The organism is Streptomyces sp. NPDC051020 (genome assembly GCF_040683105.1).
Classification (GTDB): Bacteria; Actinomycetota; Actinomycetes; order Streptomycetales; family Streptomycetaceae; genus Streptomyces.
Window position 1 is genome coordinate 15194 of record NZ_JBFBCG010000048.1, and the last position, 23877, is coordinate 39070.

The following is a 23877-nucleotide window of genomic DNA, read 5'->3' on the forward strand; positions in this document are numbered from 1 at the left end:
ACCCTGTATGCGGGATTGCCGCCGGCTGAGAAAAACGCTTGGACTCCACGGGCGCTGTCGCGGGACACTGAGGTTCCGGGCCTGGCCTCCCCGTACTCGCACACATGCGTCGCCACGAGCTGCGCGGGGGCTCTGCCGCCGTGCCCCGCCTGTCGCACGACGACCCGAGCGACGCACTCATTCGAACCGAAGCTCCGCGCGGCCACTGAGGCAACGGCTTCACCCCGCAGAAGCACGAGGCGGGACGCCGCACGACCACACAGGGTTGGTATGGGATCGCCTGAATCGCGCAAAGCGCCGGGCAGGGGCCCGGTGCTCCTTGCACTTCGTTACTACGGACGGGAGTTGGCCAGGCTCCGGCGGCTGACGGTGCCCGCGATGTTGTTGCCGGCGCTCGGCAACATCGGCATTGCCTACATCGCGCCGCTGGTCGTCGCGAAGCTCGTCGGCCGAATCGCCGGCGACGCCGGTACGTCCATCGGCTCGACGCTGCCCTACGTCCTTGCCTTTGCCGGCGTGCTGCTCCTCGCGGAGACGCTGTGGCGTATCGGCCTGCACTTTCTGAACCGCCTCGACGCCCTCGGCATCGAGCACCTGTACGTGATCGGCATGGACGAACTGTTCGCCAAGGACGCCGCGTTCTTCCACGACAACTTTGCCGGCTCGCTGACCAAACGGGTCCTGAGCTTCGCCTCCCGCTTCGAGGAACTCGTCGACACGCTGACGTTCTCGGTCGTGGGCAGTTTTGTGCCGCTGGTGTTCGGGTCTGTGGTGCTGTGGCACTACGAACCGCTGCTCGTTGTCGGGCTGTTGGCGATGATCGCGCTGACGGCGCTGTGTGTGACGCCCCTCATCCGTCGCCGCCAGTCGCTCGTCGACCAGCGCGAGGAGGCGATCGCCCGGGTGTCGGGCCACGTCGCCGACAGCCTGATGAACATGGACACGGTCCGGGCATTCGCCGCCGAGAAGCGCGAGGCCGCCGAGCACCGGTCCCGCGTCGCGGAGTCACGGCGGCTCACGCTGAGGTCGTGGGACTACGGCAACCTGCGCATCGACACGCTGGTCGCGCCGATGTCCGTGCTGACCAACGCGTTGGGCCTGCTGCTCGCGGTGACTCTCGGTGGCGGTGGGCACGGCGTGGAGGCGGTCGTTGTCGCCTTCACGTACTACACCAACGCGACGCGGATCATGTTCGAGTTCAACCAGATCTACCGCCGCCTGGAGAGCTCGATGACGGAGGCCGCGCAATTCACCGAACTGCTCCTGACGCCACCGACCGTGCTCGACCCGGTGTCGCCGGAGCCGCTGCTTTCCCGGGCCGCCGATGTCCGCTTCGAGCAGGTGACCTTCGCCCACGCGGGTGCAGAGCCACTCTTCGAGTGCCTCGACCTGGCCGTGCACAGCGGGGCGAAGATCGGCCTTGTCGGCCGGTCCGGCGGGGGCAAGACCACGCTCACCCGGCTGCTGCTGCGGATGACGGACATCGACGCCGGCCGGATCCTGATCGGGGGTCAGGACATCAGCACGCTGCGTCAGGCCGATGTGCGCAGCCTGATCGCCTACGTGCCGCAGGACCCGGCGATGTTCCACCGCACGCTGCGGGACAACATCGCGTTCGCCCGGCCGGACGCCACCGACGCCCAGATCCGCCGCGCGGCCGAGGCGGCGCACGTCACGGAGTTCGCCGACGCGCTGCCGGACGGCTTCGACACCATGGTGGGTGAGCGCGGTCTCAAGCTGTCCGGCGGACAGCGCCAGCGGGTCGCCCTCGCCAGGGCGATCCTGCGCGACGCGCCGATCCTGCTGCTCGACGAGGCGACCAGCGCCCTGGACTCCGAGAGCGAGATCCTCGTCCAGGAGGCGTTGTGGCGGCTCATGGACGGGCGGACGGCGCTCGTGGTGGCGCACCGGCTGAGCACGGTCGCCGCGATGGACCGGCTCGTAGTCCTGGACCGCGGCCGGATCGTCGAGCAGGGCACACACCAGGAGCTGCTCGCGTCGGACGGCGCCTACGCGAAGCTGTGGCGGCACCAGTCGGGCGGCTTCCTCGACGGCACTCCCGCGCCGCAGGCCGACCTGCACTGAAGGCCGGCCCGGTGGGAGGCGGCATCATTCACGGCGCCGGGCAGGTGAACGCCGTCGGCGGCCATCCGCGCGAGGTCGTCGAGCTCGCCGGTCCGTCACCGCTACGCTGGCTGGCGCACGCTGAGATGCCCCCCTTTCTTGCGGACAGGTGGTTGGATTTGCTGTACGTCGCGTTCCTGCGCGGGATGAATGTGCCGGGCCGTTCGGTGAAGATGGAGTACTTGCGCAACCTGTTCACGGACATGGGATTCGACTCCGTGCGCAGCTACATCCAGAGCGGGAACGTCTTCTTCGAGTCCGCCGAGACCGACCGTGCCGTGCTCAGCGACCGGATCGGTGACCATCTCGGAGAGACGCTCGGCTACGAGGTCGCGGTCTGTCTGCGTACGGTCCCGGAACTGGAGGCGCTGATTGCGCTCGACCCGTTCAAGGACGTCACGGTCACCCATGACATGCGCTGCTGCGTGGTGTTCACGACCGAGCGGATCGATCCGGACCTGGCTCTGCCGCTGACCTCCCCGAAGAAGGACATGGAGATCATAGGCAGCACCGAGTACGACGCCTTCGTCGTCTGGTATCTGATCAACGGCAAGGCGCCCGCGGCCAAGGGCTTTCAGGAACGCGCGCTGGGACGCGACGCGACGACGCGCTACTTCCACACCGTGGTGAAGATTCTCGACGCGGCCAAGAAGGGCGCGTCCTGACACTCAATTCCGGGCTTGGCCGAGGCCCGCATCCCCTGTCCGATTCTGGACGGGGAATCGAGGGTGGGCGACGCAGAACGAAATCGCCGGGATTCGCTGGAGCTGTTCACGGTCGCCCCTTCTCGCGTGAGCCCGGGCCCGATCCGCAGCCTCGCCGGCATCGCCCTTTGACCCTCGCAGCGTCTCAAGGTGCCCGCGTCTGAGAGGAGCTCACAAAATGGGCGCCCGGCTCGCGGCGTCTGGCACGCACGCTCGCTGCGTTGCCGAAATGCCCTAGTAGCTCCTTCCCCAAGCTCTCAGCTTCGTTCGAGCAGGGGAGGCCCCATCCGAGGACCTTCCAGCGCCTTGCGATCGCACGCACCAGACGCCGCGAGCTGATCGGACTCCCATTTTGTGAGCTCCTCTAAAGGCGCGGCCACGGCCGGGCCCCGAGACGTTCGATGTCGGTGTTGAAGCGTCTCAGATAGGAAGCGAAGGCGGCGATGTCTTCTTCCGGCCAATCGGCCATGACCTGTTCCAGGGAGCGGACGATGCCCTCCCTTTCCATGTCGAGTACGCGTGCGCCCTCGTCGGTGATGCGGAACTTGCGGGCCATGCCGCCGTCAGGGTCCGGGATGCGCTCCACGAGTCCGGTGCGCATGATCGCAGCCGTCTGCCGGTTCAGGGTGGAGGCGTCCAGCCCGAAGGCGTCGCTCAGTTCGCCGATGGACATCGGTCCCTGCACGTGAATGCGGCTGAGCAGGATATAGGCGCTGCGCTCCAGGGACCCGTCCCCGCGGTGTTTGCCTCGCTGGTTCAAAAACGTGTGGCGACTGAGCAGCATCTGCTCGTACTCGACCTCGTGTGTTGCCCGGGCCATGCGCCGGTCGCCTCCTGCCTGTCGCGGGGCCGCTCTCCCTCTCGTCCGGGCGGCCCGCTCTCCATTCTCTCATAGGCGTGCATCATGCATGTGAAGTGCCCGATACATAGGAAGTGCATGATGCACACTCCCATGATTGGTCACCCGCGGCGTGGTGTCCGGCGAAGGTGTGTACCGGTTTTGACGCGTCCGATGCCGTGGTCGGCGAGCGGGCCGACGCTCAGACCAAGTCGACGGCACTCGGCGAGCAGGCCGGGCAGCGCATCCAGCGTGGCTCGCCACGCGCCAGGTGCGCTCCATCCGTCCGCGTCGTGCAGCAGCACGGTGCCACCGCCGGTCAGACCTGCGAGGACCGATGACCTCACGGAGCGGGCATCGGCGTCCGCCCTCCAGTCCCGGCCCCATGCCGACCACAGCACCGGTCGCAGCCCGGCGCGCCGGGCTGCAGCCAGGCGGCCGCCGGTGAGGATGCCGTAGGGCGGCCGGTACCACTGCGGGACGGTCCCGCAGATCTGCTGTACCGCGCCGACGGTTCGCTTTACCTCCCGTACGTCGCGCCGCGGTGCAGGGAACCAGGGGCGCTCGTGGTGCCAGCCGTGCACCGCGACCTCGTGACCACCGGCCACAAGCGCCCGGCCAAGGGCGGGATGACGTTCCAGCGAGGCGCCGACGACGAAGAAGGTGGCCCGCACCCGGTATTCGTCCAGGACGCGCAGGACGTGCGGGGTGCTGGCCGGGTCCGGCCCGTCGTCGAAGGTCAGTGCCACGTGAGAGGGATGACCGCGGCCGTCCAGCGCGGGGCTGAGGATCCTCCGTACGGGCGGCAGCCAGGTGGCGGCGGGCCCCATGTGCCACGCGGCGGCCGCACCCAGAGCGCCGGCCACTGCGCCGGATGACACCGCCGTCCGCCCTGCGGCGGATCGTCTTACCATCGTTGTTCGTCCTTTCCGGAGACCACCGGGGAACTGCTCAGATGCATGCTGGCGAACGCGATGAGCCCGAGCGCCGCAGCCTCCGGCAGCACCCGCCAGCCCAGTTCGATCCGCTCCTCGAACAGCAAGACGCCCAGAATGACGCTCAGCAATGAGTCGCCGAGAGTGAGCGCGGGCTGCGAGGCGCCCAGCGAGCCCGCCCAGCTGCACCACAGCCAGTGGCCCGGTCGCCAGGGCGAGGGCCTGCGCCAGCCCCGAGACCAGCAGCAGTCCCGCACCCCAGCGCCAGGCCGGGCGGCGGACGAAGCTCAGGCTCCCGAGGCGATGGCTGCCCGTGAGGCCGGGCAGGTCCGCTGCCGCAGCGCGGCGCTGCAGCACGGAGGCTGCCGCGTTCCCGAGCGCGGCGAACAGCGCCAGCACCACGGAGACGATGATCACGTGTCACCCACCCTGCACGCGTGTCCGTTCCCGGGGGCCCGTTCAGCCGAATCGCATGGCCAGCTTGCGGAAGAGCTGCGGAGCCACGCCCTGCAGCCACCCCGGCACGCCCAGCCAGCGCGGCACGGTGATCTCGTCCCGGCCACCGGCGAGTGCCTTCTCGACCGCTGCCGCGACCCGCCCGGCGGGTACCGGCCGTGGCCAGGACCGGGTGTACGGGGTGCCACGGCGGGTGAAGAACGGCGTGTCCACGGGACCTGGCAGCACCAGGCAGACGTGGACGCCTGTGCCCCGGAGTTCGTAGCGCAGGCTCTCCGCGAACGCGATCAGCGCGCCCTTCGTCGCCGCGTAGACCGCCTCGTCCCGTACACCGAACCGGCCGGCGACAGAGCCGATCAGCACCAGCCGGCCCGACCTGCGGGACACCATCTGCGGCAGCACCAGGCGGACGAGGTGGAGTACGGCGCAGATGTTGACACTCACCAGACGGTCCACCGTGGCGGGCGGCATGTCGGTGTACGCGCCGGCCCAGCCGAGCCCCGCCCCGGCGATGAGCGCGTCGACTCTTCCGCTGTGCGCCAGTGCCGCCTCGGCCAGTTGGCGGCAGCCCTCCTCGGAGGCCAGGTCCATCGGCAACGGGGCACCGGCGGTGCGGGCGGCGACACTGCCGAGCCGGCCCTCGTCCCGTCCGTTGAGCAGCAGCTCCCATCGCCCGCCGGCCGCGAGCCGTGACGCGATTTCGGCGCCGATACCGGAGGAGGCCCCGGTGATCAACACGACCGGCCGCGGGCCAGGGGTGGGCGGACCGGCCGCAACCGAATGCGTCGCGTCGGTCCCGGTTGCCGGGGTGCCGTGGGCTGGGTGGCTCTTGCGCATGGGCTTCCGTCCTCCGGGGCCGCCGACATCCTGGTGAAGCACCAGCCGGTAGCGGCCCGTAACGAGTCATCCTTCATGCAACCAGCGCACCGGCAATCGCGCTCGTCCGCACCTGGGTGAGGGCGTGTTTCGAAAGGAGCGTCGTCCGCCCGTAGGGCGGGCCAGACGCCGCCTGGCAGGCGGGACTTTCGAAACACGCCCTAACGGCCCGCCAGTCCGGGGTTGGCGCACCGGCCGCGATGCGAGGAATATCCAAGAATGGGACGCCGGATTCTGATCGTCAGCGCGAGCATGGGCGCCGGACACGACGCCGTGGCCGCCGAACTGGCCGGGCGGCTGTGGGCCGGCGGCCACCTGACCGCGCGTGTGGACCTCCTCGACTTACTGCCCCCTGGCGCCGGGCGCGGGCTGCGCGCCGCATACCGCACGGCGCTCCGCCACTGCCCAGGGGCCTACGCGGCGGTCTACGCGGCATTCTTTCGCGACCGCGGAGACCAGCGCGACCGGAACGGCTGGGCGCCGAGCACCGGGCCGCTGGCCGCAGCCCTGGAGCCACGCCTGCGCGACGTCGTCGAGCGCTGGCGCCCGGATGCGCTCGTCTCCACCTTCCACCAGGCTGCTCAGGTCACAGGGCGGCTGCGGGCCCAGGGCGGTGACTGTCCGCCCAGCACGGTCGTGGTCACCGACTTCGCCGTGCACCGGCAGTGGCTCCATCCCAGCAACGACCTGCACCTGTGCCTGACCGAGGCCGCCGCGGCACGCGTCCGTGCCAGGACCGGACGCCCGGCGGAGGTATGCGGCCCGGTCGTGCCTCCGGCCTTCGCCGCGGCGGCCCACGAGAGGGCGGGCGGGCGGCCGTCGCGCTGGGCGCGGGAGTTCGCGCGGCGTGCCCCCGGCCGGCCTGCTGTGCTGCTTTCGGCCGGTGCCTGGGGCGTGGGACAGGGGCTGGCCGACACCGCGCTTCTGCTCGCTGGTGCGGGCCACCTTCCGGTGCTGCTGTGCGGAAGGGACGAACGACTGCGGACCCGCGCGGCGAAGCTTCCCGGTGTCCTGGCGCTGGGCTGGGTCGAGGACCTGCCGGAGCTCATGGCGGCATCGAGTGCCCTGGTGGACAACGCCGCGGGCCAGACGGCCGTGCAGGCCCTCGCCGCCGGCGTACCGGTCGTCGGATACCGTCCGATCCCCGGCCACGGCGCCGAGGGCGTCGGTGAGATGGCCGCCGCAGGCCTCACTGAGCACGCTGCCGACACGATCGGGCTGCTCAGCTCACTCGACCGGCTGCTGCGCCCCGGCCCCGAGCGGGACCGACGGATTGCCGCCGGGCGGGCTGTCTTCACCGCAGACGCGGCCGAACTGGTCGCCTGGTGAGCGGCGTACGGCGGGGAACGTACGGATGCCAGTGCCCCCTCCCGGCAAGCTTTGCCCCGTCGCGCCGCCCTGCACGCCCGCTCGACAACGCTCCTCCATGGCGCGGTATCCCTCGGCGACCTCGTCGAGGGACAGCGGCAGGTCGAATGCCTTGCCCGGTCGATACGGCCGACATAGGACCGCTGTCACCGAGCTCGCTGCACCGGCCGTGCCAGCTCGACATTGAACTGGGCCCCGGCCAGCAGAGCGAGATTGGTGAACCAGACCCAGATGAGGAAGATGACGAGCCCGGCGAGCGATCCGTACAGCCGGCTGTAGGAACCGATGTGGGTGGCGTACAAGGTGAATCCGGCCGATGCCACGAGCCACAGGGACGCGGCGAGTACTCCGCCGGGCAGCCCCCGCCGCAGCCCCTTGGCCGCCGCAGGGCCGGTACGGAATAGCACCGTGATCAGACAGGCGACGAGAAATATCAGGATGGGCCACTTCAGCAGCGTCCAGACCGTGTCACTTGCGTGTGCGAGGCCCATCCGGTGTCCCAGCCAGTGGGCCGGCGGCCCGGTCAACACCAACGCGAACGCGCTCGTCATCAGCAACAGAAGCAGTCCGACGGCGGTGGTCACGATGATGTGCGCCTTGCGCAGTGCGGGCCGTGTGTCGGGGACGCCGTACAGGGCGTGCAGAGCACGGCGGAAGACGGCCAGATAGCTGGAGGCGGACCACACGGCGCTGACGGTCCCCGTCGCGACCAGCAGCCACACCGGGCCGCGTTCCTGGGTCGCAGCCTCCAGGGGTTCGCGCAGTGCGGCGCCGGACTCCGCGGGCGCGAAGGCCGTGATGTCGGCGATCAGCGCGTCGGTTGCTCGGGGGTTGGCCAGGCCGATGACGGCAACGGTGACCAGGAGCGCCGGGAGCAGGGCAAGGATGGCGTAGTACGTCAGGGCGGCGGCCCAGTCCGAGAGGTCGTCGTTCCACAGGGAGACGGGGGTGCGGCACAGGGCGGCCCGGTAGTGGGCCGCCCGCCCCGAGGGCGCGCCCTGGCGGGGGACGGTTACCGAGGCGGTGGGTGTGGTCTTGCTGGGCACGCTGGTCTCCGGGGGACGTGGTCAGGCACGGCGCGGCCTGGCGGCGCCGGGGGAGGCAGGGGATCCCCCGGGGTACGGACGTCCTTTGCTACCACCTTCCCTCGCGCCTCCCACCATGGGCCGTACTCCTGCCGTGTTCAGGGCCACCTGCATTACCGGACGAGTCCGTCCCGGCAACCCAGATGCGGGACGCGCGCGCCTCGCCCCCTGCGCCACCAGCCCATTCGTGTACTCGGCACGGGTCGCACGGGACGCGATGCCGTCCATTGACCCGAAGCTGCGGCGCGCGGACCGGTTCGACGGGCGTGAGGCCTTCGGCGCGACGGGATGTGGCACGGTGAACATGCAGGCCAATGGATCACCCAGAGTGGATCACCGAGGAGGAGATTCCGTGTCGAAGCCACCGCTTTCCGAGACCGCGATCGCCATGCTGAAGAAGCCCAACCCCGCCGTCATCGCGACGCTTCGGGCCGACGGCCAGCCAGTGTCCACGGCCACCTGGTACCTCTGGTGCGACGGCCGGATCCTGGTCAACATGGATGAAGGCCGCAAGCGGCTCGAACACATCCGCAACGACCCCCGGGTCACGCTCACCGTGCTCGACGAGGGGAACTGGTACACCCACCTCAGCATCATCGGGCACGTCGCCGACGTACGTGAGGACAAGGACTTCACGGACATCGACCGCCTGGCCCAGCAGTACCTCGGCACGCCGTACCCGCAGCGCGACCGTGGCCGGGTCAGCGCCTGGATCGAGATCGACCGCTGGCACGGCTGGGGCACGCTCAAGGAGAACAGTCAGCCCGGCTGACCCGCGCGCCGCGGCGGTCAGCACGCATGCCCTCCGCCGTGTCGGGATCACCCACACACGACCTGTACACGGGCGACCCTGCATCTCGCGATCGCACGCACCAGACGCCGGGCGCGGGGTGGCAGTCGCCGAGCCGGGCGCAGCCAACGCCTCGTCACCCAGCGCGGCTTTGCAGCCCGTACCGGCATCCGTCGTACCGGGGGCCTGGCCTGCCCCTGTCTGGACCGGCACTTCCGGCACTTCAGCCCGGGTCCGCACATCCCCGCCCCGAGGCAGGCGGCACCTGTCCGGGCGAGGTGAGTCTGCCGGCTGTCAGCGGGGTGCGCGGAGGGGCGTACGTCGTGACCAGAGGTCACCCGGGGGTGATCGGGCGTGCCGCCCACTCCGCTGCCGGTGGCAGCCGGCGGTGGGAGAGCAACCTGATGCCGATCGGTATCAGGTTGCCGCCCCACCGCCGCCCCGCCTGCCGAGGCACCGGACCGGACAGTCCGCGAGATCAGACCGCCGGGGCCGGGAAGGTCGGGTACTCGACTCCGGAGACGTGCTGGACGACTCGGATGACCTGGCAGGAGTAGCCGAACTCGTTGTCGTACCACAGGTAGAGGATCGCGTTGTCGCCGTCGACCTTGGTGGCGCCGGCGTCGACGATCGAGGCGTGGCGCGAGCCGATGAAGTCGCTCGAGACCGCATCGGGGGCAGTGGTGAAGTCGATCTGCCGCTTGAGCGGCGAGGTCAGCGACACGTTGCGGAGGTAGTCGAGGACCGCCTCGCGGGTGGTCTCGCGCCCGAGCCGCAGGCTGAGGATCGCGATCGAGACGTCCGGCACCGGGACGCGGATCGAGCTGCCGGTGATCGGCGCCTTGAGGTCGGGCAGCGCCTTGGCGACGGCGGAGGCGGCACCGGTCTCGGTGATGACCATGTTGAGCGGCGCCGAGCGGCCGCGGCGGTCGGCCTTGTGGTAGTTGTCCAGCAGGTTCTGGTCGTTGGTGAACGAGTGGACGGTCTCCACGTGGCCGCGAAGGACGCCGTACTCGTCGTCCATCGCCTTCAGCGGCGGGACGATCGCGTTGGTGGTGCAGGAGGCGCAGGACAGGATCTGCTCGTCCGGCTTGATCGTGTCGTGGTTGACGCCGTGGACGATGTTGGGGACGTCGCCCTTGCCCGGCGCGGTCAGGACGACCTTGTCGATGCCGGGGCGCAGGTGCTTCGAGAGGCCCTCGCGGTCGCGCCACTTGCCGGTGTTGTCGATGAGGATGGCGTTGTCGATGCCGTACGCCGTGTAGTCGACCTCGGACGGGTCGTTGGCGTAGATCACCTTGATCTCGTTGCCGTTGGCGACGATCGTGCTGTTCGCCTCGTCGACGGTGATCGTGCCCTGGAACTGGCCGTGGATGGAGTCGCGGCGCAGCAGCGAGGCGCGCTTGACGATGTCCTGGTCGCCGCCCCGGCGGACGACGATGGCGCGCAGCCGCAGGCCGTTGCCGGAGCCTGCCTTCTCGATGAGCAGGCGGGCTACGAGACGGCCGATGCGGCCGAAGCCGTAGAGGACGACATCGCGCCCCTCGCGGCGTTCGATCTTGTTGTCGCCCGTGGCACCGGCGACGGCCTGGGCGGTGAACTCCTCCACCGAGAGACCGCGGTCGTCGGTCTTGTACGTGGCGGCGAGCATGCCGATGTCGATCTGGGAAGGGCCGAGATCGAGCGTGGTGAGAGCTTGCAGGAACGGCATCGTCTCGGTGACCGAGAGTTCCTCACCGGCGATCTGCCGGGCGAATCGGTGAGTCTTGAGAATACTCACCACCGACTTGTTCACCAGGGAGCGGCTGTGAAGCAGGACAGTGACGTCCTGCTCCCGGTGCAGCTTCCCGATGATCGGGATCATCGACTCCGCGATCTCCTCGCGGTTCTTCCAGTTGGTGAACGAGTCCTCGTTGACAGTCACAGGCTTATCTTTCGAGCTAGGCGGTGCTCATATGCTAACCGCCCGCCGATTCGATCATTCACCCGGTGCCACCTGAGCGCGATCCCGTGATCGGGCCCCATGGCCACATCAGGACAGGGGACGGGCCGCCGTGCCGGGTAATGGCGCTCGATTTGCGAGGCTCTATCCCGGATTGTCCCGCACCAGGAACGCACCCGGACCGCCCGTCGCGCTCCCGCGGCACGGGGCACCGAGAAGAGTCAGTGGGGAGGCGGCCCGCCCGGTCGATGTGCGAAGGACTCCCGGGCGGGCTACGTCGTCCACGCTGCCCTGAACGTGTCCGCATGCGCTGCCGACGGGCCGGTGCCTGAGCCGAACGAGGGTGCAGAATGCGGCAGTCAGGCGCTGAGTGCTTGCCCATGGGTGTCGACGGCCGTGGGCAGAACGCCAAGGTGCGGCCCCGGCGCCCACAGTTGTGCCTTCGCCCTCGCCTCGCGGCGGCAATGATCGCGCTCTCCGGCGCGCACATGGTCTGATGGGACACGAGGTTCAGTTGCGGGTTGTCGACGGTAAGGACTTCGAGGGGATCTTCACCGTGACACATGATCCCTCCTTCCCTTCTTCCTTCCAGGAGCAGAGCACACGTGCCCCGGAGACCCGGACCCCGCTGCGTGCGTTCCTCAGGACCGAGGCAGGCAGCGCGGCGGTGCTGTTGGCCGCCACGGTGGCGGCACTGGTCTGGGCGAACGCGGCTCCCGGGGCGTACGCATCCTTCTGGGAGGTGCACCTGTCGGTGACCGTGGGATCGGCAGGGGTATCGCTGGATCTGCGCGAGTGGGTGAACAGCGGCCTGATGACGTTCTTCTTCTTCGTCATCGGGCTGGAGGCGCGCCGGGAGTTCGACATGGGCGAGCTCCGGGAGCGGCAGCGGGTCATGCTGCCCCTGGCCGCAGGGCTCGCCGGCATGATCGTCCCTGTCGGGGTCTACCTCGCGTTCAACTCGGGCGGTGCCTCGGCCCACGGTTGGGGCGCGGCCATGTCCACGGACACCGCGTTCGCCCTGGGCATGCTGGCGATTCTGGGACGGCGGTTCCCCGATGCCTTGCGCACGTTCATCCTCACGGTCACCGTCGTCGACGACCTGCTGGCTCTGGTGGTCATCGCCCTTGTCTACAGCGACCACGTCACCGTGCCCGCCCTGCTTTCCGCCGTGACCCTGTTCGGCCTGATCCTGCTGGTCAGGGCGGCGGGCGTGCGCCACGGTCTGACGTACCTGCTGATGGGGGCCGCGACCTGGGTCGCCCTGCTCAAGTCCGGTGTCGATCCGGTGGTCGTGGGTCTGGCCATGGGACTGCTGACCTATGCCTACCCGGCGGCGCGCAGCGACCTGGAACGCGCGAGCGATCTGTTCGTCTCATTTCGCGAGCAGCCCACACCTGAGCTCGAGCGCTCGGCACGCCGGGGACTGGCGTCGGCGCTGTCGCTCAATGAGCGGCTGCAACGGATGTACCACCCGTGGACGAGTTATGTGATCGTGCCGGTGTTCGCCCTCGCCAATGCAGGCATCACCATCGACGCGGGACTGGTGTCGCGGGCGGCAACGTCCCCGGTCACCTTGGGCATCCTGCTCGGCTATCTGGTCGGTAAGCCGGTGGGCATCACCGGTGCCTCCTGGCTGCTCGCCCGGCTGAGCCGCAATCGGCTGAGGCCTCCAGTCGGCTGGGGCGCCCTCGCCGGGGGCGGCACGATCGCCGGGGTCGGGTTCACCGTCGCCCTGCTGATCTCCACGCTCGCCTTCGAAGGAGACCGGCTCGAAGAGGCGAAGGTGGGCATCCTGGGCGCGGTGGCCTGTTCCTTCCTCGCGACCTGCGCCGTGGCGATGACGATCAGGCTCCTGCCGCCGCAGCGGCGTGCACGGGTACTGCTCGGCACGGCCGAGAGGGTGATCGATCTCGCGGTCCCGGTCGACCCCGATCGTGACCATGTCCGGGGCCCGATGACCGCTCCGGTGACCCTGGTCGAGTACGCCGATTTCGAATGCCCCTACTGCGGCCAGGCCGAACCAGTGGTCCGTGACCTTCTCGCCGATTTCGGCGATCTGCGCTACGTGTGGCGGCACTTGCCGCTCACCGACGTCCATCCCGGCGCGCAACTCGCCGCCGAGGCCGCCGAGGCCGCGGCGGATCAGGGGGCTTTCTGGCAGATGCACGAACTTCTCCTGAAGCACCAAGGCGCGCTCCTGGTGCCCGACCTGATGCGCTACGCGGACGAACTGGGCTTGGATGCCGAGCGCTTCCGGCGCAGTCTGCGCACCCACGCGGGGGCCGGCCGGGTCGCTGAGGACGGGGAGTCGGCCGATCTGAGCGGAGTGACAGGAACCCCGACCTTCTTCATCAACGGCCTGCTGCACCGCGGCGCCTACGACATCGACGCGCTGTCCGCCGCAGTGCGAACAGCCCGTGCGCGCGCGGGTCTGACGGGGTGATCCGCCGGATGCAGCCGGTGACGGCACGGCGTTCCGGCAGCCGGCGAGTCCGGGGAAGGCTTCGTGGATGCCGGCTCGGCGTTTCCGGCGGGTGCGGAGGCGTCTGAAGCCGTTCGAGCCGGGCGGAGGTCGCTTCCGTCGGGCCCCCGGATCGACCTCGTTGGCCCATCGCTGGTTCGAGAGTGACTGAGACCGACCGGCACATGGGAGGCGGCGTCGCGGGGCTGGGTGCGCACATCTGCGGCGTTGTCGTCAGTCAACAACGCTCCGCGTTGCAGCTGCACGCACTCAGCCCCGCTCCTTCTCCCACCCCCCATGTGCCGGTCGGTCTGTGTGGCGCCGGGCCGGATTCCTGTCAGTCCGGCGTGAGCACCGCGGCGCCGTTCACGCGGTCCCCGGCCAGGTCGGCCAGTGCCTGATCAGCCCGGTTCAGGGGATAGCGGCTGACGGTGACCTGGATGCCGATGCGTTCGGCGAGTTCGAGAAACTCGCGGCCGTCCTCGCGCGTGTTGGAGGTGACACTCCGCAGATTCCGCTCCTGGAAGAGATGCCGCTGATAGTTCAGCGCGGGAATGTCGGAGAGATGGATACCGGCGATCGCGAGGGTGCCCGACCGGTCGAGTCCCTCCAGGGCCACCGGCACCAGATCACCCACCGGGGCGAACAGGATCGCCGAGTCCAACGGCTCCGGTGGGGTGTCGTAGGCGCCGCCGACCGATGAAACACCCAGGGACAGAGCGAGTTCACGTGCCTGCGCGGAACGCGTCATCACATGGACGGTCGCGCCGTCGGCCAGCGCCACCTGAGCGGCCAGATGGGCCGACGCGCCGAAACCGTAGATTCCGAGCCTGCCACCCTTCGGCAACGCACTGCGGCGCAGCGACCGGTAGCCGATGATTCCCGCGCACAGGAGAGGGGCGAGCAGGGCCGCGTCCTGGGACTCGGGGAGCCGGTAGGCGAACGCCTCGGGAACAAGTACCAGGTCGGCGAAGCCGCCGTCCGCATCCCACCCCGTGTACGTGGACCGGGGGCACAGGTTCTCCCGTCCGGAGCGGCAGTAGCGGCAGGACCCGCAGGTACCGCGCAACCAGGCACCGCCGACCCGGTCGCCCACCCGGAACACGCCGGTCTCCTCGCCGACTGCCGCCACGCGGCCGACGATCTCGTGTCCGGGAATCGTCGACGGACGGTGAGGAGTGAGGTCCCCCTCGGCGAGATGCAGGTCCGTGCGGCAGACACCACAGGCCTCCACCCGCAGCAGGAGTTCATCCGGGGCGGGCGCGCTCACCTGGCGGTGTCTCCGTATCAGGGGACCGGTACCGATCGGTCCCGGTGTCCCGACGGCCCAGCCGCTGACCATCTGTGCGTGGGGGAGCCCCATACCTCCAGCCTGCTGCCGCTGGGTGGGTCCGGCAAACCGGCCGGTTTCCGGATGCGCCTCGGGAACCGCAGACCCGGGCCGCTGCTGCGTCGGCGGGAGTGGGTGGTCCGCCAGGTCCTCGCCGGGGGCCATCCGGCCCATGCGCCCCGAGTTCTTGCCGAGTCAGCCTGGCAGTGCCCCGTACTGGACCTGACAGGAAGAAGGGCGATGTCATGAAGGCACTCGTCTTCCAGGGCCCTGGCCGGACCGCGTGGGGGGATGTACCGGATCCCGGCATCAAGGACGCCGCGGACGCGATCGTTCGCGTCGACACGGTGACTATCTGTGGCACCGATCTCCATATCGTCAAGGGCGATGTGCCCGAGGTCGTTCCGGGCCGTGTGCTCGGGCACGAAGCGGTGGGCACCGTGGTCGAGACCGGCGGCGATGTCCGGACGGTGCGACCCGGTGACCGCGTGCTGATCTCGTGCATCTCCGCCTGCGGACGGTGCCGGTTCTGCCGCGGCGGACAGTACGGTCAGTGCCGCGGGGGCGGCGGCTGGGTGCTGGGCCACACGATCGATGGCACACAGGCCGAATATGTGCGGGTGCCGTTCGCCGACCTGTCCGTATATCCGCTGCCGGGTGCCGTCGACAGCGACGACGCGGTCCTGTTGGCCGACATCTTCCCGACGTCGTACGAGGTCGGGGTGGTGAACGGCAACGTGCGGCCCGGCGACACGGTCGCCGTGGTCGGTGCGGGGCCGATCGGTCTGGCGGCCATCATCACCGCGCGTCTGTACAGTCCCGGCCGCATCATCGCGGTGGACCTCGCGGAGTCCCGGCTGGCTACCGCGCGCGCACTCGGTGCGGACGCGACCGTCAGCGCGAGCGAGGAACCCGAGCGCCTCGTCGAGGACCTCACCGATGGACTCGGTGCCGATGTCGTCATGGAGGCCGTCGGCATACCGGAGACATTCGAGGTGTGCACCCGGATGGTCCGCCCGGGCGGCCGGGTCGCGAACATCGGGGTCCACGGCAAGCCTGCGGTCCTGCACCTCGAAGACCTCTGGATCAAGGACGTCACGATCACCACCGGACTGGTGGACACCCACTCGACGCCCATGCTGCTGGGCATGATGGCCGCGGGGCGCCTCCCGTCGGATTCGCTGATCACGCACCGTTTCGAACTGGGCCAGATGGAGGAGGCGTACGACATTTTCTCCCGCGCCGCCGAAACCGGTGCCCTCAAGGTGGCACTGGGCGGCCCGCAGCACAACGCCGTCTCCGTCCCCGACCCGCCGTGACCCGAAGGACGTGAGGACCATGAGCGAGGGCACGCCTTCCTCCGCTTCCAGCGAGACTCCGACCGGCCGCAGCGACCTCGGACGGCGCGTGGCAGCGCGCCGTCAGGAACTCGGTCTCACCCGTGAGGAGGTGGCCGAACGCTGCGGCGCCGCTCCTTCGTACATCGCCTATCTGGAGGACCGGGCTGCTGTACCGGCCGTCAGCGTTCTCGTGCGCCTTGCCGATGCGCTGGAGACGACCGTGGCCGAGCTGACCGGTATGACGGTGGAACATCCCCCCGGCAGGGCGGCGGCATTGCCGGGCGCCGAGCTCGTCACGCTCAGTGACACAGAGTGCCTTCGACTCCTGTCCAGCCACGGTGTGGGCAGGATCGCGATCGTCACGGCGGACGGGCCGGCCGTCTTCCCGGTCAACTACGTGCTGACGGGCAACGAGATCGCGTTCCGGACCACCGGCGATGGACTTCTGGCCGCGTCCGCGGGAACCGAGGTGGCCTTCGAGGCCGATCACATCGACGACGCGATGAGCCAGGGCTGGAGTGTGCTGGTGGTGGGCGATGCATCAGGTGTCACCGGTGCCCAGGCCATTCAGCGACTGGACCGTGTTGCCCCCTCCCTTCCCTGGGCGGGCGGCCTCCGCACCCACTGGATGGTGGTCACCCCCACTCGTATCACCGGGCGTCGCGTGGTGCAGAAGTGAGAGAGCTGCGTGTCGTCGCCGGCACGCCGCTCGCGCCGCAAACGGTGTGCAGCGGGCGGGAGTGCGAGCCGGCTGCGACTGCCCGGTGCCTGGGCGCGCGGGCGGTACCCGCGGACCGGCCAGGACAGGGTCGTAGTCGTGGAGCCACCGGGATGGGGTGAGACATGGCGACGGGGTGACACATGGAGGACGGCGTGGGCGTCCCCCGGGGATATGGGTCATTCGTCCATCGGACGGGCTCATCGGCGGGGCCGTTCAGGATACGTCGGCCGGCAGGTTTCCCTACCAGGACGTGTTCCCCCCGGGCGCGCTCCAGCGGGTGCCTCATGGTGTTCGGCCGCTACCGTGGACGTATGGCCCGCCCGTGACGCGCGGGCCACGGCGGAGGCACCGTGGGCGACAAGGGCACTGACCGCAACGGCGAGGAACGCCGTCGGCTGGGCACACTCCCCGGCGACCTCCAGGACCGCCTCGATCTTTCGAAGCGCGGCCCCGCCGAGGCGGCGCTGCTGCTGGACGCCGTCATGTCGGTGGGAAGGGGGCTCGATCTGCCGCAGGTGCTGCGCCAGATCGTCGAAGCCGCGGTTGTCGTGGTCGATGCCGAGTACGGAGCCCTCGGGGTGCTCGGCGAGGGAACCCGCCTTGCGCAGTTCCTGCCCGTGGGCATCACGGACGAACAGAGGGAAGCCATCGGCTCGCTGCCCGAGGGGCACGGCATCCTCGGCGAGCTGATCCGCCACCCCGTGCCACTGAGGCTCAAGGAACTCGCCGACCACCGGTCGTCCCACGGGTTTCCGCCGAACCATCCCCCCATGCACTCGTTTCTGGGGGTGCCCATCCGGGTCCGCGACGAGGTGTTCGGCAACCTGTACCTGACCGAGAAACGGGGCGGCCGCGCCTTCGACGCCGAGGACGAGACGGTGCTCTCCACCCTCTCTGTGGCAGCCGGGGTCGCCATCGAGAACGCACGCCTGTACTCGGAGACGCGTGACCGGCAGCGTTGGCAGGAGGCCAACAGTGAGATCGTCGAGGGTCTGCTGAGCGGGGTGGACGAGGCGTACGTCCTGCAGATGATCGTTGACCATGCCTCGCGTATCCTCTCCGCCGACCTGGGGGTTCTGGCGCTCCCCGAGGGCGAGGGCGCCCTGCGGGTGGCGATAGCCTCCGGCGTGGACGCCGACACGCACCGCGGACTGGTCCTGCCACGCGAAGGTTCGTTCGTCGGCACAGCTCTCCACACGGGCGAGCGGATCATCAGCCTCGATGTCGAGTGTGATCCGAGAATCACCGCTGGGCCCCCGCGATGGGCAGGGCTCGGTCCGGCCGTCGCGGTGCCGATGAAGACGGGGGGACGGGTCCTGGGGGTGCTGCTGCTGGCCCGTGTACGGGAGCGTCCCGCGTTCACCGAGTGGGAGACCGCGCCCCTGCTGACGTTCGCCGGGCAGGCGGCGCTGGCGATGGAACTCACGGAACGGCGTGAGTCCGCTGAGCAGATCGCCCTGCTGGAGGACCGGGACCGGATCGCCCGGGACCTGCACGACCTCGCCATTCAGCGGCTGTTCGCCACCGGTATGACCCTGCAGAGCGTGGTGCGGTTCGTGGACCATCCCCAGGCCGGTGAACGCCTGCTGCGTGCCGTGGACGACCTCGACGAGACCATCAAGATCATCCGGTCCACCATCTTCGGCCTCCGCGCACGCGAATCGGGCCGTGCCGAACAAGGTCTCCGCGTCCGCACGCTGACCGCGGTGGAGCAGGCCGCGCCTGCCCTGGGCTTCCAGCCGTCTCTCCGCATGACAGGGCTCATCGACACAGATGTGCCGGCTGAGACTGCGGACCAGGTGATCGCGGTGCTCGGTGAAGCGCTCAGCAATGTCGCACGCCACGCCCGGGCGACCTCGGTGGACGTCTCGATGGTGGTCGGCGAGGGAGCACTGACGTTGGTCGTGTCCGACAACGGAGTGGGCATGCCGGAGCACGACGGCGCACACAGTGGGCTGGACAACCTTGCGCAGCGCGCCAAGAACCTCGGCGGTGCCATGACGGTCGAGCCATCATCGGAGGGCGGCACCCGGGTGAGGTGGCGCGTGCCGCTGCGACTGACATGATCCATGGACCGCGCTGCGGGCTGTGGCGTCGGCGTCAGTACTCGCGACCGCTCGCCGAGGGCGGAGAGGAGGGCGCCGGTCTGTGCGCGGCGATCACAGCTGCCTGAATACGGCGCTCCACGCCGAGCTTCGCCAGGAGGCGGGAAATGTGGTTCTTGACCGTTTTCTCCGACAGGTAGAGGCGTTTGCCGATCTGACTGTTGGTCAGTCCTTCACCGATCAGGGCAAGAACGTCCTTCTCCCGTGGAGACAGTGCGGAGAGCGCGTCCTCGTCCTCGGCCTTGGTGCCGGAACTCTCTCCGCGCAGGCTGTCCATCAGCCGCGCGGTGGTCGCCGGATCGAGGGTGGAGCGCCCGGAGGCCAGCGTGCGGACAGCTGTGACGAGGTCGGACCCCTTGATCTCCTTGAGTACGTAGCCTGCTGCGCCCGCCATGATGGCGTCGAGCAGTGCTTCGTCGTCGTCGAACGAGGTGAGCATGAGGCAGGCCAGTTCCGGCATCCGTGAACGCAGTTCACGACAGACGCTGATCCCGTCGCCGTCCGGGAGCCGCACATCGAGAATCGCGACATCCGGGCGCAACGCAGGGCCACGGGCCAGCGCGTGATCGGCCGTACCGGCATCGCCGACGACCTCGATGTCGGGTTCCGCGTCGAGCAGATCCTGCACCCCGCGCCTGACCACCTCATGGTCGTCCAGCAGGAACACGCGGATAGGATGCTGTGCGGAGAACACGGCTTCGCCGCTCATGGCGCCCACCTCGCTTCTGCAGGGCTCTGCCACCGGCCCCATGTTCATCGTGGCCCGCACACCGACGGTGCACCAGAGCCGATCGGCCCCCGCACCACCCGGGCCGTTCAGTCCTCGGCGATGTCGGCCTGGGGACCGTACAGCTGGAGCAACCTCGCCCGTGTTCCGTTCAACCGTTCCGCCACTGTCTCGGCCACGTACTTGTACACCGCCCGGCCCAGCACCGCGTCGGCCGCGCACAGCGCGCGCACGGTCGCGGCCTCGAACTCCAGGGCCTGACCCGCGTGGACCACGTGTGCGCCCATGTGCCACACGTGCGGGGAGCAGAGCCAGGACCAGCCCAGCAGGTCGTCCTGGCCCAGGGTCTCGACGACCGCCGGGCGGCGGCCGGGCACACGGAGATCGATCTCGACCCGGCCGGAGCGGATGATCCAGAAACGGTCGGCCCGCCTGCCCTCCTCGAAGAGGCGTGAGTCGAGGACCAGCGGCACTTCGTGTGCCGCCGTGTCGACAAGGCGCTGCCGGCTCTCGGGTGGGAGCGCGTCGAGCAGACTGTGCGTCGACATGGGATCCTCCGTCCCTGGCGGGCGATGGCGGCTCCGCGCGTGACAGCCCGGCCGCGTGCCCGACCGTCCGGTGTGAACGATAGGCGGGGCTCCGGGGGAGGCTCGGTCATCGGGCACCCCCAGGGTCTGCCGTACCCGAACCCGCTGAACGGCATCAGCCCGTTGACCGGCATTCCACGTGGTTTTCACGGTGATCCGCTCAGCGACCCGCCCGCTTGGGCCGTACGGGGAGCGGTCCGGGACCAATCGGCCCATGGCTCGGATCTCACGCCGCAGGATTGTGGAGCACGCTCCTGGGCACATACCCGGTGAGCGCCAGGAGGTGGTGGCAGTGAGCCGCATCAGAATCGTCCGTCGCCCACCGCTTCCCTCGGGGCCTCCGCCCCTCGACCTGCGAACTCCGTCCGGGCGGCCGCTGCCCTACTGAGGTCCACGACGCGCCGGTGTTCCGGAACCGTGATGCCATGAAAGCAACCCTTGGCGAAGGGACCTCCCCGCTCATGGCAGCCGCACCGTCTCTTGCCGCGTGCCTGCACTCCGTGCGAGCCGTGGTCTTCGACACCGACGGAGTGTTCACCGACTCCGCCCGGAGCCACGCCGCGGCCTGGAAGAAGGCATTCGACGACTGTCTCCGCCACGTCGACGGCCGTTCACGGCAGGACTGCGCGGCGGCCTTCCTCGCGTCGCGAGGCCTGAACCTTCCCGAAGGCAGCCCGGACGACCCGCCCGGCACCGCGACGGCAGGGGCGGTCGCCGCGCGCAAGGACGAGCTGTTCACGGAAACGCTGCGCACCCACCCGGTCGATGTCTGGCCCGGCGAACTGCTGATCGGCGACGACTGATGGCGGGGGCCTGGGAGTGGTCGTACGAGGGGTACGAGCCGGAGGAGGAGAGGCTCCGCGAGGCGCTGTGCGCGCTCGGCAACGGTTACTTCGCCACCCGTGGAGCCGTATCCGAGTCGATCGCCAGCAGGTCTCACTACCCGGGCACCTACATCGCGGGTTGCTACGACCGGCAGACCTCAGTGGTCCAGGGCCGGCAGGTGGAGAACGCCGACCTGGTCAACCTGCCGAACTGGCTGCCGCTGCGCTACCGCATCCGCCCCGCCGGCACAGCCCCCGGACCGTGGCTGTCACCGGACCACGAACATCTTGCCGAATACCGGCAGACGCTCGATCTGCGCCGCGGCACGCTGACCCGCCGGTCCGTCTACCAGGACCAGGCAGGGCGTCGCCTGTATGTCGAGCAGTGCCGTCTGGTGCACATGGGCAACCCGCATCTCGCCGCCCTCCACACGGCTTTCACCGCGACCGGGTGGATGGGGGCGATCGAGGTGGAGGCGGCGATCGACGGCGACATCCGGAACGCCGGTGTCGCGCGGTACCGGGATCTGTCGGACTGCCATCTGACCGGCTGGTCGACCGGAACGGAACAGGACGACGTGGTGTGGCTCAGATGTCGCACCGTGGAGTCGGAGATCGCCGTCGCGCTGGCCTCCCGCATCGTGGCCACGTCCGGCGGTCATGGGCGGCAGCCGGATGAGTCCGGCCGGCGTCCCCGTCCCCGGCAGACCCCACGGAAGATCTTTCAGACACTGGTGCTGCCGCTGGATCCGGAATGCGACGCTGTCGTGGACAAGACGGTGGCGCTGCACACGTCCCGTGACCAGGCGATCGGCAACCCGCTGCGGGCTGCTGTGGCCGGTGTGCGGACGGCCCCGGAGTTCTCCGAGCTGCTGGCGTCGCACGATCGGGCGTGGGCCGGGCTGTGGCAGCGGAGCCGAATCGAGGTTCCGGGCGAAGCGGGCAGGATTCTGCGACTTCACCACTTCCACCTGCTGCAGACGCTGTCCCCGCACACGGCAGAGCTCGATGTGGGTGTACCGGCGCGAGGACTGCACGGGGAGGCATACCGGGGCCATGTCTTCTGGGACGAGCTCTTCGTGCTGAGGTTCCTGAGTCTGCATTTCCCGGAGGTCTCCCAGGGACTTCTGGACTACCGCCATCGGCGGCTGCCCGCGGCCTGCCGCGCGGCACAGCAGGTGGGGCGGGCCGGGGCCATGTACCCCTGGCAAAGTGCCGACGACGGCCGGGAGGAGACCCAGGAACTCCATCTCAACCCGCGTTCGGGGCGCTGGCTGTCCGACCACTCACGTCTGCAGCACCACGTCGGTTCGGCCATCGCCTACAACGTGTGGCAGCACTGCCAGGCCACTGCGGACACGGACTACCTGCATTCCAAGGGTGCGGAAATGCTGCTGCAGATCGCCCGGTTCTGGGCGGCCAGCGCCGCATGGGACGCACCGCTGGCGCGGTACCGCATCCGCGGGGTGGTCGGCCCCGACGAGTATCACGACGCCTATCCGGGAGCCGGGACCGCAGGCATAGATGACAACACGTACACGAACGTGACGGCGGCCTGGGTGCTGGCACGGGCCACTGAGCTCTACCGCGACCTGCCCGAGCCGCGGCGCAAGCTCCTGCTGGAGCGCATATGCCTCGACCCCGCGGAGCTGGAGCGTTGGGAGGACGTCTCCCGTCGGCTGCATGTGCCCTATCACCGCGGTGTCATCAGCCAGTTCGCCGGTTACGGAGAACTGGAGGAACTCGACTGGGCCGCTTACCGGAAGCGCTACGGCGACATCCGGCGGCTCGACCGCATCCTTGAGGAGGAGGGCGATACGGTCAACCGCTACCAGGCATCCAAACAGGCCGATGTGCTGATGCTCGGCTACCTGTTCTCACCCGGAGAGCTAGGCGGCCTGTTCCAGCGTCTCGGACATGTGCTGGACGACGACATCTGGCGCGCCACCGTCGACTACTACCTCGCGCGTACGAGTCACGGTTCCACCCTCAGCTCCCTGGTTCATGCCTGGGTGCTGGCACGGGCACACCGTGAGGAGGCGTGGGCGCACTGCGAGGAGGCGCTGACCGGTGACGTGGTCGACATCCAGGGAGGCACCACGGCGGAAGGCATCCATCTGGGCGCGATGGCCGGCACCCTCGATTTCGTGCAACGCGGAATGACCGGGCTGGAGATGCGTGACGACGCACTGTGGCTCTCCCCGGCCCCGCTTCCCCAGCTGTCGAAATTCGGCGTACGCATCGGATTCCGTGGGCACGAGGTGGACCTGGGCATACGGGCACAGCGGCTCCGGATCGCGGTATCGGACTCGCACCACCCAGCCGTCCGGCTGGTCCTGGGCGGCCAGACCCACGTGATCGCCCCCGGCACGCTGCGATGGCTCGATCTGCCGTCGGGCCGAGGCCCCGCCCGCCGTCACAGCACGGGGCGTCGGGACTGAGAGCCCTCCGCCGGCGGCCCCCTTCCGGGCCGGAGCCGGGTGGGTGACGTCGGACTCCACGTCTACGACGCCTTCCACAGCACGCACCAGCAGGGTTGCGACCGGAACGTGCGAGGCGTCCTCGATGCACCCGCCGAGGCGAACCGGCAGGGAGGGGCCGGACGGCCCCCGCAGGGGCCCGTTGGCCCCAAGCGGAAGTGTCCTCTGCCGGACGACATTG

The 23877-nt window shown here is 69.5% G+C and carries 18 protein-coding genes and 1 pseudogene; 10 read left to right on the forward strand and 9 right to left on the reverse strand.

Annotation, left to right across the window (positions count from 1 at the left end):
* The first annotated feature begins 270 nt into the window (after positions 1–270).
* Together AB0N06_RS24590 and AB0N06_RS24595 are read left to right on the forward strand one after the other, a co-directional pair.
* Entirely contained in the window at positions 271–2085 is a 1815-nt protein-coding gene (locus AB0N06_RS24590) for an ABC transporter ATP-binding protein (RefSeq protein ID WP_366136828.1), read from the forward strand.
* A 152-nt stretch (positions 2086–2237) separates the two neighbouring features.
* Complete coding sequence (locus AB0N06_RS24595) at positions 2238–2789, forward strand: DUF1697 domain-containing protein (protein WP_366136829.1); 552 nt, start codon at positions 2238–2240, stop codon at positions 2787–2789.
* Positions 2790–3192: 403 nt separating this feature from the next.
* Here the strand turns inward: AB0N06_RS24595 and AB0N06_RS24600 are convergent, their stop codons facing one another.
* The 4 genes from AB0N06_RS24600 to AB0N06_RS24615 all read right to left on the reverse strand — a co-directional run bounded on the left by AB0N06_RS24600 (position 3193) and on the right by AB0N06_RS24615 (position 5894).
* Positions 3193–3648 carry a MarR family transcriptional regulator gene (locus tag AB0N06_RS24600; protein WP_366136830.1) on the reverse strand — a complete coding sequence of 152 codons (456 nt, stop codon included), beginning with the start codon at positions 3646–3648 and terminating at the stop codon, positions 3193–3195.
* Positions 3649–3788: 140 nt separating this feature from the next.
* A complete protein-coding gene (locus tag AB0N06_RS24605) occupies positions 3789–4580 on the reverse strand; it encodes a polysaccharide deacetylase family protein (RefSeq protein WP_366136831.1) in 792 nt (263 codons plus the stop codon).
* A complete protein-coding gene (locus AB0N06_RS24610; RefSeq protein ID WP_366136832.1) occupies positions 4574–4708 on the reverse strand; it encodes a hypothetical protein in 135 nt (44 codons plus the stop codon). Before AB0N06_RS24610 ends, AB0N06_RS24605 begins: the two co-directional genes overlap by 7 nt.
* A gap of 352 nt (positions 4709–5060) precedes the next feature.
* Positions 5061–5894, reverse strand: coding sequence for an SDR family NAD(P)-dependent oxidoreductase (locus AB0N06_RS24615; RefSeq protein ID WP_366136833.1), 834 nt, complete (start codon positions 5892–5894; stop codon positions 5061–5063).
* Positions 5895–6152: 258 nt separating this feature from the next.
* On the opposite strand from AB0N06_RS24615, the gene AB0N06_RS24620 reads away from it, so the two are divergent.
* A complete protein-coding gene (locus AB0N06_RS24620; protein WP_366136834.1) occupies positions 6153–7262 on the forward strand; it encodes a galactosyldiacylglycerol synthase in 1110 nt (369 codons plus the stop codon).
* A 185-nt stretch (positions 7263–7447) separates the two neighbouring features.
* Here AB0N06_RS24620 and AB0N06_RS24625 read toward each other — a convergent pair whose 3' ends face one another.
* Complete coding sequence (locus tag AB0N06_RS24625; RefSeq protein WP_366136835.1) at positions 7448–8347, reverse strand: YihY/virulence factor BrkB family protein; 900 nt, start codon at positions 8345–8347, stop codon at positions 7448–7450.
* Between the two features lie 391 nt (positions 8348–8738).
* On the opposite strand from AB0N06_RS24625, the gene AB0N06_RS24630 reads away from it, so the two are divergent.
* The gene (locus tag AB0N06_RS24630; protein WP_366136836.1) at positions 8739–9158 is read left to right on the forward strand and encodes a PPOX class F420-dependent oxidoreductase; all 420 of its coding nucleotides are present in this window, start codon (positions 8739–8741) and stop codon (positions 9156–9158) included.
* A gap of 496 nt (positions 9159–9654) precedes the next feature.
* On the opposite strand, the gene AB0N06_RS24635 is transcribed toward AB0N06_RS24630, so the two are convergent.
* Positions 9655–11100, reverse strand: coding sequence for a glyceraldehyde-3-phosphate dehydrogenase (locus tag AB0N06_RS24635; protein WP_366136837.1), 1446 nt, complete (start codon positions 11098–11100; stop codon positions 9655–9657).
* A gap of 514 nt (positions 11101–11614) precedes the next feature.
* Here AB0N06_RS24635 and nhaA point away from each other — a divergent pair.
* Positions 11615–13564 carry a Na+/H+ antiporter NhaA gene (nhaA, locus tag AB0N06_RS24640; RefSeq protein WP_366136838.1) on the forward strand — a complete coding sequence of 650 codons (1950 nt, stop codon included), beginning with the start codon at positions 11615–11617 and terminating at the stop codon, positions 13562–13564.
* 355 nt (positions 13565–13919) lie between these two features.
* Here the strand turns inward: nhaA and AB0N06_RS24645 are convergent, their stop codons facing one another.
* Entirely contained in the window at positions 13920–14945 is a 1026-nt protein-coding gene (locus tag AB0N06_RS24645) for a zinc-binding alcohol dehydrogenase family protein (RefSeq protein WP_366136839.1), read from the reverse strand.
* A gap of 212 nt (positions 14946–15157) precedes the next feature.
* Between AB0N06_RS24645 and AB0N06_RS24650 the strand changes: the two genes are divergently transcribed.
* The 3 genes from AB0N06_RS24650 to AB0N06_RS24660 all read left to right on the forward strand — a co-directional run bounded on the left by AB0N06_RS24650 (position 15158) and on the right by AB0N06_RS24660 (position 19039).
* A complete protein-coding gene (locus tag AB0N06_RS24650; RefSeq protein WP_366136840.1) occupies positions 15158–16231 on the forward strand; it encodes a zinc-dependent alcohol dehydrogenase family protein in 1074 nt (357 codons plus the stop codon).
* A 19-nt stretch (positions 16232–16250) separates the two neighbouring features.
* Positions 16251–16931, forward strand: a complete 681-nt coding sequence (locus AB0N06_RS24655) for a pyridoxamine 5'-phosphate oxidase family protein (RefSeq protein ID WP_366136841.1) — start codon at positions 16251–16253, stop codon at positions 16929–16931.
* Between the two features lie 392 nt (positions 16932–17323).
* Positions 17324–19039 (forward strand): GAF domain-containing protein, encoded by a 1716-nt coding sequence (locus AB0N06_RS24660; RefSeq protein ID WP_366136842.1) that lies wholly within the window; start codon positions 17324–17326, stop codon positions 19037–19039.
* Between the two features lie 34 nt (positions 19040–19073).
* On the opposite strand, the gene AB0N06_RS24665 is transcribed toward AB0N06_RS24660, so the two are convergent.
* Both AB0N06_RS24665 and AB0N06_RS24670 read right to left on the reverse strand, forming a co-directional pair.
* Positions 19074–19787: a response regulator transcription factor gene (locus AB0N06_RS24665; RefSeq protein ID WP_366136843.1), complete on the reverse strand. Its 714-nt coding sequence runs from the start codon at positions 19785–19787 to the stop codon at positions 19074–19076.
* Between the two features lie 107 nt (positions 19788–19894).
* On the reverse strand, positions 19895–20353 hold the full coding sequence (locus tag AB0N06_RS24670; RefSeq protein WP_358859486.1) for a cyclic nucleotide-binding domain-containing protein: 459 nt from the start codon (positions 20351–20353) through the stop codon (positions 19895–19897).
* Between the two features lie 500 nt (positions 20354–20853).
* Here AB0N06_RS24670 and AB0N06_RS24675 point away from each other — a divergent pair.
* A pseudogene (locus AB0N06_RS24675) lies at positions 20854–21177 on the forward strand (hydrolase); the annotation flags it as partial.
* A gap of 17 nt (positions 21178–21194) precedes the next feature.
* Positions 21195–23657, forward strand: coding sequence for a glycosyl hydrolase family 65 protein (locus AB0N06_RS24680; protein WP_366136844.1), 2463 nt, complete (start codon positions 21195–21197; stop codon positions 23655–23657).
* Positions 23658–23877: the final 220 nt, after the last annotated feature.